General features: G+C 57.3%; 13 protein-coding genes. 9 read left to right on the forward strand and 4 right to left on the reverse strand.

The features are described from left to right. Positions 1 to 69: 69 nt before the first annotated feature. Entirely contained in the window at positions 70 to 198 is a 129-nt protein-coding gene (locus SR908_RS06535; RefSeq protein WP_281505106.1) for a hypothetical protein, read from the reverse strand. 92 nt (positions 199 to 290) lie between these two features. Beyond that, complete coding sequence (locus SR908_RS06540; protein WP_246923729.1) at positions 291 to 1,061, reverse strand: MipA/OmpV family protein; 771 nt, start codon at positions 1,059 to 1,061, stop codon at positions 291 to 293. A gap of 292 nt (positions 1,062 to 1,353) precedes the next feature. On the opposite strand from SR908_RS06540, the gene SR908_RS06545 reads away from it, so the two are divergent. The 8 genes from SR908_RS06545 to SR908_RS06580 all read left to right on the forward strand — a co-directional run bounded on the left by SR908_RS06545 (position 1,354) and on the right by SR908_RS06580 (position 9,401). Next, positions 1,354 to 3,309 carry an FAD-binding monooxygenase gene (locus tag SR908_RS06545; RefSeq protein ID WP_246923732.1) on the forward strand — a complete coding sequence of 652 codons (1,956 nt, stop codon included), beginning with the start codon at positions 1,354 to 1,356 and terminating at the stop codon, positions 3,307 to 3,309. Between the two features lie 169 nt (positions 3,310 to 3,478). Next, positions 3,479 to 4,486, forward strand: coding sequence for a TRAP transporter substrate-binding protein (locus tag SR908_RS06550; protein WP_246923735.1), 1,008 nt, complete (start codon positions 3,479 to 3,481; stop codon positions 4,484 to 4,486). Between the two features lie 47 nt (positions 4,487 to 4,533). Continuing rightward, a complete protein-coding gene (locus SR908_RS06555) occupies positions 4,534 to 5,052 on the forward strand; it encodes a TRAP transporter small permease (RefSeq protein ID WP_246923737.1) in 519 nt (172 codons plus the stop codon). Positions 5,053 to 5,055: 3 nt separating this feature from the next. After that, positions 5,056 to 6,315: a TRAP transporter large permease gene (locus SR908_RS06560; RefSeq protein WP_246923740.1), complete on the forward strand. Its 1,260-nt coding sequence runs from the start codon at positions 5,056 to 5,058 to the stop codon at positions 6,313 to 6,315. Positions 6,316 to 6,395: 80 nt separating this feature from the next. Continuing rightward, complete coding sequence (gene gtdA / locus SR908_RS06565) at positions 6,396 to 7,445, forward strand: gentisate 1,2-dioxygenase (RefSeq protein ID WP_246923742.1); 1,050 nt, start codon at positions 6,396 to 6,398, stop codon at positions 7,443 to 7,445. A gap of 47 nt (positions 7,446 to 7,492) precedes the next feature. Continuing rightward, on the forward strand, positions 7,493 to 8,200 hold the full coding sequence (locus tag SR908_RS06570; RefSeq protein WP_246923745.1) for a fumarylacetoacetate hydrolase family protein: 708 nt from the start codon (positions 7,493 to 7,495) through the stop codon (positions 8,198 to 8,200). Beyond that, positions 8,197 to 8,844, forward strand: a complete 648-nt coding sequence (maiA, locus tag SR908_RS06575; RefSeq protein ID WP_246923747.1) for a maleylacetoacetate isomerase — start codon at positions 8,197 to 8,199, stop codon at positions 8,842 to 8,844. Before SR908_RS06570 ends, maiA begins: the two co-directional genes overlap by 4 nt. Before the next feature lie 86 nt (positions 8,845 to 8,930). After that, a complete protein-coding gene (locus SR908_RS06580; RefSeq protein ID WP_246923753.1) occupies positions 8,931 to 9,401 on the forward strand; it encodes a MarR family winged helix-turn-helix transcriptional regulator in 471 nt (156 codons plus the stop codon). A 35-nt stretch (positions 9,402 to 9,436) separates the two neighbouring features. Here the strand turns inward: SR908_RS06580 and salA are convergent, their stop codons facing one another. After that, positions 9,437 to 10,747 (reverse strand): salicylate 1-monooxygenase, encoded by a 1,311-nt coding sequence (gene salA, locus SR908_RS06585; RefSeq protein ID WP_246924002.1) that lies wholly within the window; start codon positions 10,745 to 10,747, stop codon positions 9,437 to 9,439. A gap of 237 nt (positions 10,748 to 10,984) precedes the next feature. Here salA and SR908_RS06590 point away from each other — a divergent pair, with 237 nt between their 5' ends. Further along, the gene (locus tag SR908_RS06590; RefSeq protein WP_246923756.1) at positions 10,985 to 11,893 is read left to right on the forward strand and encodes a LysR family transcriptional regulator; all 909 of its coding nucleotides are present in this window, start codon (positions 10,985 to 10,987) and stop codon (positions 11,891 to 11,893) included. A gap of 54 nt (positions 11,894 to 11,947) precedes the next feature. Here SR908_RS06590 and SR908_RS06595 read toward each other — a convergent pair whose 3' ends face one another. Further along, positions 11,948 to 13,153: a benzoate/H(+) symporter BenE family transporter gene (locus SR908_RS06595; RefSeq protein WP_246923760.1), complete on the reverse strand. Its 1,206-nt coding sequence runs from the start codon at positions 13,151 to 13,153 to the stop codon at positions 11,948 to 11,950. Positions 13,154 to 13,366: the final 213 nt, after the last annotated feature.

Here is a 13,366-nt window from a genome sequence, read left to right on the forward strand (position 1 = left end):
TTCCAAAACCAGCTAGGCCGACCATATCACGGCTATATATCTCTTAGATCGGCTCCCTTAGATCAGGGCTTAGATATAAGGAGTAGATGTCCGTGATTGAAAGCCGCGGTAGGCGCTCTCGGTCATCATTCCCAGCACACGGCCTGCATGCTTGCCAAAACGCTTGAGCAGAGTCGGTCGCGCAGTCGAAATCGTCATGGATAACGTGCCTGTGTCGGTGGATACACAAGCATTATACCTTAGTCTTTATACTTTGGTCTAATTAGCGGTCCGCACGACCAACGCCCAAGTTAGAAGTTGTAGTTGATGAACCCGCCCACGTAGGCCTGGGTCGCATCACCGACCTCGTCGACGATGGGACTATCCTTGGCATCGCCGGTCAGGTGCGACACGCCGACCAGGCCCGTGACGGACCACGTCCGCGTGAGATAATAACTGGCGCTGGCATCGGCACCGATGCGGAAATAGCCCTCGCTCGGCGAGTACGCATCCAGCCCCGAGCGTCGACTCTCCCGCGCGGAAATGCCGAACATGTCCTCGGTCCAGGCGTCGCTTCCATAGGCGATGTTCGGACCCAGCGAAACGGAGAGCCGCTGGGTCAGGCGCGAACGCCAATGCGCCTTGGCGCTGGCATGGTAGCCATCCACGTCTCCGCTCACTGGCGTTTCCACCGCCGCGCTGTATAACCAATGGCCTTCGGTGTACTCGGCCCGCAGCCCTGCCGTGACGCCGCCGTCGACCTCATCCAGGCGGTTCAGGTCATCGTCGTTATCGCGTCCGAAGGTGTAACCAAGAAACGGCGACACCCGCCAACCATCCCGGTTGATGACGTTCCAGCCCACGCCATCACGCGCGTTGATATACACGCTATCGCCATAGGTCAGGTCGACCGATGGCCATGCGGACGTCTCGTAATCGTCGCTCCCCAGATAATCGGGCGCGTAAATCGCCCCCGCACCGAGGCTCCCCTGCCAGCTGCTGTCCTGTGCTTGGCTTGGCACTGCCACTGCTATCAGCGGCAGTCCGACGGCCAGCGCCACGTATCGATATCCTAACTGCATAGTTCCGACTCCCTGAATTCCATTGCATGGCCATCGAGCAAGCCGCCCGCCGCACCGCAGACGCACACTCGACATCTTACGTACGGTAACGTAGGTATCTGTTCTGCGCCAGCTATGCCAAACAGGTCGATAGGCAACCGTGGAGCTTGTTACATAACGAACCGTGCCAAGGCACTCGCAAGCCCCCGGTTGCCCCCTCGCTCCCTCCCGAGCTACGACTTTGGCAGAATTGATCACAATACTGATTGTCATCACAGTGACGATAATTCGACAGCACTGACAAGGTAATCCTATGCAATTTCATCGCGATGGCTTCCACACCGGCGACCCGGCCCGCCACGCTCCCATTGGGACGCCCGCCAACACCAACGCCTTACCAGAAGAAGTCGATGTACTCATCGTTGGCTGCGGCCCGGCTGGCCTGACGCTCGCGGCCCAATTATCGGCTTTCCCCGACATCAACACTCGTATTATCGAGCAGAAGGACGGGCCGCTAGAACTCGGCCAGGCCGACGGCATAGCCTGCCGTACCATGGAGATGTTCAATGCTTTCGGCTTCGCCGAGAAGGTGCTCAAGGAGGCTTGCTGGATCAACGAGACGGTGTTCTGGAAGCCCGGCGAGACGAACCGCCAGCAGATCGTGCGCCACGGCCGCGTCCAGGATACCGAGGATGATCTATCCGAATTTCCCCATACGGTGCTCAACCAGGCCCGGGTCCACGACTTCTATCTAGAGGTGATGCGCAATTCCTCCAGCCGTCTGGAGCCCAACTACGCGCGACGCTTACTCGACGTGGAGATCGACCCGGCCAAGGCTGATGAAACCACCCTGGAAGCCGACGACCACTCGGTGACTGTAACGCTTGAACGCACCGATAAGGCCCATGCCGGCGAGGTCGAGACCGTGCGTGCCCGCTACGTGGTGGGCTGTGACGGGGCGCGTAGCGTTGTACGCAAGTCGCTGGGCCGGTCTCTGGAAGGCGACTCCGCCAATCAAGCCTGGGGCGTCATGGACGTGCTGGCGGTCACCGACTTTCCGGATATCCGCATGAAAACGGCTATCCACTCCGCCAATGAGGGGAATATCTTGGTCATCCCGCGGGAGGGTGGCTATTTGGTGCGGCTCTACATTGAGCTCGACAAGCTCACGGAAGACGAGCGGATCGCCAGCCGCCAGATTACCGCCGAACAGCTGGTAGCCGGCGCCCGGCGCATCCTCCACCCCTATACGTTGGATGTGAAGGAGATCGCCTGGTGGTCAGTCTACGAGATCGGCCAACGACTGTGTGACAAGTTCGATGACGTGCCCACATCGGAGATGGAAAGCCGCTTTCCGCATGTATTTATCGCCGGCGATGCCTGCCATACCCACAGCCCCAAGGCCGGGCAGGGCATGAACGTCTCGATGCGTGACACTTTCAACTTGGGCTGGAAGCTGGCCTCGGTGCTGCGGGGGCAGGCCACGCCAGCGCTGCTGCACACTTATACGTCGGAACGACAGACTGTAGCCAAGGAATTGATCGATTTCGATCGTAAATTCGCAAAGATGTTCAGCGCCCCACCCAAAGGCTCATCCGAGGACCAGGGTGACGGCGTGGATCCCAAGGAGTTCCAGCAATACTTCATCCAGCAAGGGCGTTTCACCGCCGGCACGGCGATCCAGTATTATCCATCGCTGATCTGTGCCGAGCCGACCCATCAGGCATTGGCCAAGGGCTTCGAAATCGGCACGCGCTTCCACTCCGCTCCAGTGGTGCGACTAGCCGATGCCAAACCCATGCACTTGGGGCACGTGATAGAGGCCGACGGGCGATGGCGATTACTCGCCTTCGCTGGAGCTGAAACCCCCACGGCACACGATTCGTCACTCTCCCAACTCTGCGAGTTTCTCGCCAAGTCTCCGGGCAGCCCGATCCGCCGCTACACTCCGACCGGCGCGGACATTGACACCGTGTTCGACCTACGCGCCGTTTGCCAGCAAGGCTTTCGTGACCTCTCCCTAGACAACTTCCCAAGCTTTCTCTGGCCGCGAAAAGGCCGCTATGGCCTACGTGACTACGAGAAGGTGTTCTGTGCGGATCTCAAAGGCGGCCAGGATATATTCGATATACGCGGCATCGATCGCGAGCAAGGCTGCCTAGTGGTCGTGCGACCCGACCAGCACGTCGCCCAGGTGCTGCCATTAGAGGCCCACGACGAGCTCGCTGCCTTCTTCGCCAATTTTATGCTCGATCAATCAACCCGTTGAGACGAGTTTCCGCTCTACCTAGACACTAGAGACATTATCAACCGATAGGCACAGCTACGAACTGCCACCTTTGTATAATTGAGCACAATACTGATAGTCATAATACTGATCAATATCCCAATGCACCTTGGGTCACAGCTCAGTTCCCAACAACAACGAGACAAAGACAATGAAAATCTATCCCCTGACAGCACGCCCCCTGACCTTTGCCGCACTCGCACTCGGCAGCGCACTTCTTAGTTTCTCAGTTCCTGGCGAGGCTAAGGAGCTGAAACTAGGGATCATCACGCCTCCCCAGCATGTCTGGACCAAGGCCGCTCACGAATTCGCCGAGAGAGTGGAATCGGAAAGCGACGGCGACTTGAGTGTGGCCCTATTTCCCGCCGGTCAACTCGGGGATGAGCCGGCGATGTTTGCACAGATGCAATCCGGCTTATTGGACATGGGCATTATGACCGCCGCTATCACCAGTCAACGCGAGCCGTCAGTTAACGGTTGGTTCACGCCATTCCTGTTCGATAATGTCGAGGATGCCATCCAGGCCACGCAAACTCCCGCCGCCGAGCAAATGCTCGACAACCTATCGGACAAAGGCCTACACGCTTTTGGCTATACCTTCGCCGGCATGCGCCACATTCTAATGCGTGACCAGGCCGTCACCTCGATCGACGACCTCGACCATCAGAAAATTCGCATCATTCCCATCTCTGCGATGCAAACCTGGTGGCGCGCGACGGGTGCGGTGCCCACTCCCATCCAGTTACCAGACGTCTATCAAGGCCTGCAAAATAAAATGATCGATGGCGTCGGCATTGACCTCGACGCCCTGGTGGGCTCCGGTTTTGACGAAGTGGCCCAGCACCTCACGCTGACCAACCATATGGCTTTCCCAGCGATTGCCATGGTCAGTTCCACCACTTGGGACACTCTGAGTGAAAACGAACGCGAAGTCGTGAACCATGCCATGCACGAGGCGCTGAACTGGGCCAATCAGGCTCAAGTCGACGCCGAAGCCGACAACCTCGACTATCTCGAGCAACACATCGATGTCCGCCACCTCGACGATGCCAAGGCGCAATTCGCCAAGGCCAATACCGCCTTCGACGACAAGTTCTCGGTCCTGCCGCTGATCAGCCAATTCCAACAGCAGGTCGCCGACCAGCATGCCGAGAAATAAACGAGCCTCGGTGGCCGCTTATCCATTACCACGAGGCAGGTGACGCCATGACAACTTACCATGGAAATCTCCTCACCCGTGCCAGCCGTACCGTTGTGTACGTCGAGCAATGGGTCTGCAACGCATTGATCGTCGCCTTCGGCGTACTGCTGATTATCAACGCGATTTTGCGCTACGCCTTCAACAGCCCTTTATTCTTCGCCGAAGAACTAGGTGTATATATCCTGATTTGGATGGCCTTCATGGCCATCTCGATCGGCATCCACCATGACAGTCATGTGCGACTGACCATGCTCACGGGCGTAATGCCAGACCCGCTGCGTGCGGCCTGCTACTGGATCAGCGAACTAATCTGCCTGGTCATCTTAGCGGTGCTGCTCAAATACTCTCTCGACTGGGTCACCTCGCCGGCCGTGACCTTCGATATGGCGATTACATTGGGATGGGATAAATGGGTCTTTTACCTGATCGTTCCCCTGTTCTCGGCTACGTCCCTACTGCATATTACCGCGCGCCTCACCGACCGCTCACGCCACGCCTTCGCTCTCGGCGTGCAGGAGGACTGACCTATGACGCTCGGTATATTCATACTGCTCATGCTGATGGGAATGCCCATCGCTTTCGTTCTGCTGGCAACCACCTTGGCGTTCATCCTGCTCGACGGTAACTTCCGTGCCCTCGAGACCCTGCCCCAGGTGCTTTTCGGCTCGCTGGAAGTCTTCGATCTGCTAGCGATTCCGTTGTTCATCCTGCTCGGCGAGATCATGAATGAAGGCGGCATTACCCGACGCATCATTCTTGCAGCACGTGCCTGGTTCTCGTGGCTACCGCACAGCATCGCATATGTATCGCTAACCTCGAATCTGATGCTCGCCTCGATTATGGGCTCGGCTACTGCCCAGATCGCAATCATGAGCCGCGTGATGACTCCGGAGCTGGAAAAGGATGGCTACGACAAGGGCTTCGCCGCAGCGCTGACTGCTGGCTCCGGCCTTCTCGGACCGATCATTCCCCCCTCGATGATCTTTATCATCTACGGGGTGATCGGCCAGGTCTCGATCGGGGCGATGTTTCTGGGCGGTATCCTACCCGGGCTGGCGCTATTCGTGATCATTAGCGGCCTGATCGCTCTCTTCGCACGTCGCGCCAAATCGGCAAACGCACCAAAACAGACACGTATCGACAAGTGGCAAGCCACACGAGGCGCGCTACTGACTTTGTCGATTCCGCTGGTGATCGTCGGCGGCATTGCTTTCGGCATCGTCACGCCTACCGAGTCAGCCGCGGTGGCGACCTTGCTTGCAGTACTGCTCGGAGGCCTGGTATTCCGAGAGCTCAAGCTCGACAGTCTCCCCGCTTTGCTACAACGCACAGCGCGCAATACCGCCATCGTGCTATTCCTGATCGCCGCAGCCAAGGCTTTCGGCTGGGTACTGGTGTTCAACCAGGTCCCTCAGCAGGTTGCAGAAATGATGCAGACCACCACCCAGAGCCCGCTGCTCTTCATGCTCATGGTCTTCGCTTTGCTGATAGTGGTCGGAATGGTCCTCGACGGCATCGCCGCTCTGATCATTCTGGTGCCGATCCTGCTACCGGTCGCTCAGCAGGGCTATGGCATCGATCCAGTCGCCTTCGGTGTGGTGACCTGTATGACTCTGACCTTGGGGCTGCTGACGCCCCCCGTCGGCGCCGGCCTTTTCGTGGCCTCAGCAATAAGCGATGTCAGCTTGGCACGGATCACATTTTGGATTTTACCGTTCATCCTCGCCGCCAGCTTAGTGATTCTGCTGACGATCTTTTATCCCGCACTGGTCACAGCCTTTCTATAGCGTCACTGGCATGGACCGCAAAAAAGCTCTCGAAAAGACGAGAACAGGTGCGATACCCCTAATCCGCAAGGAGGTGTGTCATGTCACTCACCGAAGCTCCAAAAAGATCACCGGAGCGCGATGCGTTTTATACCAAGCTTAACGATAAAAACTTCAGCGCACTTTGGACCGTACTTAACAATCTCATTACGCCCACACCGAAGAGCGCATGCCAACCGCATCGCTGGGAGTTCGCCCCAGCTCGCGAGCTACTGATGGAGGCCGGCAATCTGATCACTGCCAAGGAGGCCGAACGGCGAGTGCTGATCCTAGAGAACCCCGGAATGCGCGGCCAGAGTCGTATCACCACGTCGCTCTATGCGGGACTGCAGCTGGTTCTGCCTGGCGAAGTGGCACCCGCCCATCGTCACAGCCAATCAGCGTTGCGCTTCGTGATGGAGGGTAGCGGCGCCTGCACCGCCGTCGACGGCGAGCGCACGTATATGGAAGTGGGTGACTTCGTGATCACGCCGCCTAATGCTTGGCATGATCACGGGAATGAGTCGAACGCTCCGATGATTTGGATGGATGGCCTCGACATTCCAATGCTTTCGTTCTTCGATGCTTCTTTTGCCGAAGGACTGGGGGCAGATACGCAAGCGCTCACCAAGCCCAATGGCGATTCACAGGCCCGCTATGGCGCCAACTTGCTCCCCGTCGATTTCGAGCGCACGGGGCTAAGCTCCCCTCTTTTCAACTATCCCTATACGCGAACCCGCGAAGCTCTCGAGGCAATGCGACGTCATGATGAGTGGGACCCATGTCACGGTCTCAAGATGCGCTACATCAACCCACTCGACGGTGGCTCAGCTATGCCCACCATTTCTCCCTTCGTGCAACTGCTACCCAAAGGCTTCAAGACCACTAGCTATCGTTCGACCGATGCCACGGTGTTCACCGTCGTTGAAGGTAGTGGGACGACTACCATTGGCGACACTACTTACCACTGGAAACCCAAGGACATTGTCGTGATACCCAGTTGGTGCCCGGTAGTCCATCAGGCCCACGAAGATGCTGTTTTATTCAGTTTCTCCGACCGGGTAACTCAGCAAAAGCTGGGCATCTGGCGCGAGCAGCGCAGTGCCGACTGACTCTTTGTCACTCAACCTTTTTCACTCCATACCAAGAGCGATATACCATGACCGATTACGTCTTCGACCCGCAGTCCGTCAGCAGTGTCGCCATTGAGGGTGACAACAAGCGCTTTCCGGTGCGCCGCATTTTCTGCGTCGGCCGCAACTATGAGGCGCATGCCCGAGAGATGGGGCGCGACCCGAATCGCGAATTTCCCTTCTTCTTCACCAAGCCCGCCGACGCTATCGTGCCTGACGGCAGCGATGTCCCCTACCCACCGGAGACCCAAAATTTTCATTACGAAATGGAGCTGGTGGTAGCGATCGGCAAGGCCGGCTTCCAGGTCCCGGTCGAGGAGGCCAACGATTACATCTATGGTTACGCCGCCGGTAATGATTTGACCCGCCGCGACCTGCAGCTCGAAGCACGTGAAAAGGGCCGGCCCTGGGATTGGGGCAAGGCCTTCGATGAGTCCGCAGTGATTTCCCCCTTGCGCAAGGCCCGTGATATCGGTCATCCCACCGAGGGCCGTATCTGGCTCGCCGTCAATGATGAGATCAAGCAGGACCAAGATATTGCCGACCTGATATGGGACGTGCAGGAAATCGTTTCGCTCCTCTCCCACACTATGCGCATCCGCCCTGGCGACCTGATTTATACCGGCACTCCCGCCGGCGTCGGCCCGCTCCAGGTCGGCGACAAGGTGACCGGTGGCATTGACGGCGTCGGTGATCACTCGATCACCATCGTCACACCACGGGAGGGACTATGAGTCTCGTCCTGCACAATTTTTTCCGTAGCTCGGCGTCAGTGCGTGTACGCGCCGCCCTTCAACTCAAGGGGCTGACGTATACGCATGTCTCCTACACCTTACGCCAAGGGGAGCACCGCTCCCCCACCTACCTCTCGCTTAATCCACAGGGACTAGTTCCAGCACTGCAGCTTGAAGACAGCACGGTGGTGGCACAGTCGCTGGCGATCATCGAATATCTCGACGAGGTGTATCCTAAGCCATTGCTGCTACCCAGCGATCCGTTAGATCGTGCCTGGGTGCGTGGACTGGTACATTCCATCGCCAGCGATATCCATCCACTCAACAATCTCCGAGTGCTGCAATACCTGGGGCAGGAATTGGACGTAATCGAGGCAGGCGTCACCACGTGGTTCCGCCATTGGGTTGCTGAAAGTTTCACCGCGCTCGAGCGCCAACTGGCTGACGACCCGCGCCGTGGCCAGTTCTGCTACGGTGACTCGCCCGGCCTAGCCGATATCTGCTTGTTCGCTCAGATGGCCAACAACCGACGCTTCGAAGTCGATATGACACCCTATCCGACGCTTGCGACTATCAACACCAACTGCCTTGAGCTACCAGCGTTCGTCGACGCTCTACCCGAGAGCCATCCACATGCAGGTTGAGGTCAAGCGACGATCCCCATAGCATTCAGGCCGTGGCCCGCGATACTGCGGCCTTCCACCGATTTTCACCGGACGCTCTCGACACCATGACCGACTCGCCCCTCGCCGAAGCCAACACCTTGCCTGGCAATTTGCTCAGGCGCTGCCATCAAAGCAGCGTGGCCATCTTCCTGCGACAGTGCGAGGCTTTCCACCTTACACAGCTACAATATGTCGCCCTTTCGGCTCTTGAAGAACAAGGTTCACTGGATCAGATCACTCTCGGTGGTTATACAGCGCTCGATCGCAATACGATCGCCGTAGTAGTCAAAAAACTTGAGGAGCGCGGTCTGGTCACTCGTCAGCGCAACCCTCAGGATCGACGCTCAATGCTCGTCACCTTGACGGGAGCGGGGCGTGATCTTCGCCATCAGGCCGAAGCCTCGGTCCGCGACGCCCAAGAGGAAATCCTGGCCCCCCTCTCCACTGAGGAGCGTGAAACCCTATGCCATTTGCTACAACGCATGGCCGACGCCAATAACGAACGCAGCCGGGTGCCGATCCGAACTGCTGAATAGCCGGTGACAGTAACGCCTCATACCACCCGATCCCTTTATGATTCGACAGCCATTTCCCCACCCAACCACTGGCGCGCCGCCGCAACATCGTCTTGAGGGTCGTGGTTCCACAGCCAGTCGAAACGTTGCTTGAGATCGGCGGCGATGTGAGCTTCATCGGAGCCGATTCCGGTACCGCAGTACTCATAGACGTTTCCAGCCTCATGAGAGGTGGCTTGCGCGCGACAGGTTCGCGCATGCCGAACACCCTCGAAAGCCGCTAATACCTCAGCAGCGGTGACGCGATCACAGGCTGGATCGCTCAATAGCTCGGTCAGCACATAGGCGTCCTCCAAAGCCTGACCAGCCCCAGCGCCTTGATGGGGCAGCATGGCATGGGCAGCGTCACCAGTGATCAATACGCGGTCACGCACATAACGAGGAAGCTCAGGTAACTCATGCAGCGCCCAGCGTGTTGGTTGGTCGATACAACCGAGAATTGCTCGGGAAGCGACTCCCCAACCAGGAAAGTCATCAAGCATCTCCTCCTGGCTAACCTCCTCGACCCAGGGAGCGCCTTCCGATAGTTGCGGATTGGGCATCGAACGATCAGTGACGAAGGCGACCACATTAACTAGCGTCGCTTGCTTCACCGGAAAGGTCAGGATGTGGCGATCAGGTCCCAAATACATCTGCGGCACAGTAGCCATCTTCTCGTCGACGTCCACCGCCCGGAGGGCCTGACGAAGCCTCTCGGTAGGCACCAAGCCGCGATACGCTTGGGTTCCGCTCCAATTAGGATCAAACGCGCCGTATTCAACAGTCGGCAGCACATGCTCACGCACCGCCGACTTGATTCCATCGAAGCCGATTAGGATATCGCAGCGGAAGTCACTGCCATCCTCGAAGCTTACGCTGACACCTTCAGCGTCCTGCTCCACTGACCGACAACGCTTACCAAAGTGGGCAATACCCTCAGGCAGGTGAGAGACGATAGCCCCGAGAAAATCAGCACGATGAACCGAGGACTGACCGCAGCCAGGGGCCAACGAGGCTGTCAGGTAGGCCTCATCATGCCAGCGTCGCCATTCGAACCAGACGTCGCCATAGGGAGCCGGCGAGGCATCGGCAATGCGCCGATAGGCTTTCTCTAAGCCGAGTAGGGAAATCGCTCGCACGGCATTAGGACCGAACGAAACTCCGGCACCTATCTCAGAAAAGCGTTCGGCGGCCTCAAACAGGTTAATTTCTAGGTCCCGAGTGCGAGAGAGGCCCACGGCTAGGGCCACACCTCCGATGCCGCCGCCGACGATACCGATGCTGAGGCGCTTTCCCTGAGGGGTCTTTGTTGTGCTCCGTGTTTGCATGATCACTACTCCTATCAAGAAAAGAATGGTGTAGCATCACGCTAGACTTCCGCCGACATACCCCACAACGAAACCGCCTTCATTTGGCAAATAAACGACGCTAATACCCATAAATAACAGCATATTGTATTAGCCGCCCCACCCCTTTTACGACCTTTGTCTAACCGGGATGGATAGCGAATATTATTACGTATACAGTCGTTTTTCTCAGCTAAGCGTCATCACAGAAGGCCTTTCATGCGTAAATTATCGGAGGTCGATACCAACCTGCTCGTGGTATTCGATCTACTTTACCAACATCGCAATACTCAGGTGGTCGCCGAACAACTTGGCCAGACCCAACCTGCGGTCAGCCACGCACTAAAGCGGCTACGCAAGATGCTCGGTGATGAACTATTTGAGCGCACCTCGCAAGGTCTGATGCCAACACCTTATGCCACACACATCCACGAACCGATTTCCAAAGCGCTGTCCAGTCTCCAAGAGACACTCAACCTAAGTCATGGCTTTGATCCAGCGACCAGCCAGCGCCGCTTTCAAATCACCATGAGTGATATCGGCGAAATTTATTTCCTACCCCGCTTGATGTCACGGCTGGCTGAAGTGGCCCCACACGTCTCACTGAGAACCACACGCAGTGATCTTTATGACATTAAGCATGACATGGAGGAAGGTCATATCGACCTCGCGGTGGGACTGATTCCACAACTGGGCGCTGGTTTCTACCAGCAGCGATTATTCGTGCAGAACTATGTCTGCCTAATGCGTGAGAATCATCACCTTGCACGCGGCACGTTTTCCCAGGAAGACTTCGCCAAGGCGCAGCATATCGTGGTCGAGGCACAGGGCACAGGGCATGGCAGAATCGAGGAACTGCTGGCCAGGAGTGGTATCAACCCCCCGATACGACTCAGGCTGCCGCACTTCGTCGCCGTTCCCTACATCATCAACGATACTGACTTGGTAGTAACCGTCACCGACAAGCTGGCCGAGGCCACAGCCTCTCGCTTTGGGCTATGTGCCATCCCCCATCCGTTGGCACTACCCGAAGTGCCTATCAACCTTTTTTGGCATCGCCGCTTCCACCAAGATGCCGGCAATCAATGGTTGCGACGCCTGATTCATGAGATGTTTGCGGAAACTTGAGCTAGCGGCATTCGTCTGGTAGCGCCTCCCACCCAGACACAATGCCGGATAGCTTCAACGCGAGCTATCGGATACCTGAGGCGATTCGCCTCGAGTGTCGAAACGACGGTGTAGGATGTTATAGGCGACGGCACCAATCATCACCCCCCAAAAAGCCGACCCCAGTCCCAAGAAGCTAACGCCTGAAGCAGTTGCAAGAAAGGTAATTACCGAGGCCTCTAAATGATCTTTTTGGGCAGCGAAGGCACTAATATTACTCGTAATGGCTCCGATCAGCGCCAAGCCAGCCAGTACAGCTACGAATTCGCCTGGCAGCGAGGTAAACAACAATACGATAGTGCCAGCGAAAGTGCCGCCGATCAGATAGAAGACGCCATTGGCCACACCCGCCACATAGCGCTTGTCTGGATCTTCGTGGGCATCTTTACTGGTGCAGATTGCCGCCGTGATGGCGGCGATCACAGTGGTGATACCACCGAAGAAAGCCGTGATGAAAGAAGTCAGACTAGCGACGGTGACAATCGGCCGAGCCGGAGTATGGTAGCCAGAGGTACGCAGTATCGCCATGCCCGGCAAGAACTGTCCGGTCAGGCTAACCAATACCAGCGGAATAGCGAGGCTCAGAGTGCTATGCCACGTCCACTCGGGGTAAATGAACTGCGGGGAGGCCACTTCCAACGTCACGCCTTCGAGGCTCGCGCCTTCCAACGTCATAGCTAAACCAACGCCGACTAACAGTAAGACGATCAGGCAATAGCGCGGCGTGAGGCGCTTGAATACTAGGTAAGCCAGCAGCATACCGATGACCAATGCCGGCACTGCGGCCAGGGACTCGAAGACCCCTACACCAAATTGGAATAAAATGCCGGCCATCATCGCGCTGGCGATACCCGGTGGAATCAGCTGGATGATCCGATCGAAGGATCCGGTCACACCGATCACGAAGAGCACCATTGCCGAGGTCAAGTAAGCCCCTACCGCCTCACCCAGCGATAGCTCAGGAAATAGGCCCACCAATAACGCTGTGCCCGGCGCTGACCAGGCCGTCACCACCGGCACCTTGAGCCAAAGACTTAGCCCAATGCTGGAGACAGCGGCACCGACCGATATCGCCCACACCCAGGAAGTCATCATGGCACTCGATATTTCAGCGCTCTCGGCGGCCTGGAAGAAGATGGCCAGTGGCCCAGAATAGGATACCAGCACCGCCACGAAGCCAGCAGTGACAGCGGGTATCGACCAATCTTTGCGTAAACTCATGGCGTCGGTCCTTGTTTTTGGAATAAAGGGAAATCCCGGAGCTCGGCAAAGGCAAAAAGGGACCGCGCCACCCTCTCGGACGCGGGCCAAGAAAAATATCAGCCGGGTAGTTTAGGAGTCTCTAGAATGAGAAAGCTCATCTAGACGTCACGCCGCGGGCTCGTTGATTATCACGTTTATCTCGTCTGCAGCGGTGCCGACCCCATGGCACGT

Source organism: Chromohalobacter canadensis (genome assembly GCF_034479555.1).
GTDB lineage: Bacteria > Pseudomonadota > Gammaproteobacteria > Pseudomonadales > Halomonadaceae > Chromohalobacter > Chromohalobacter canadensis.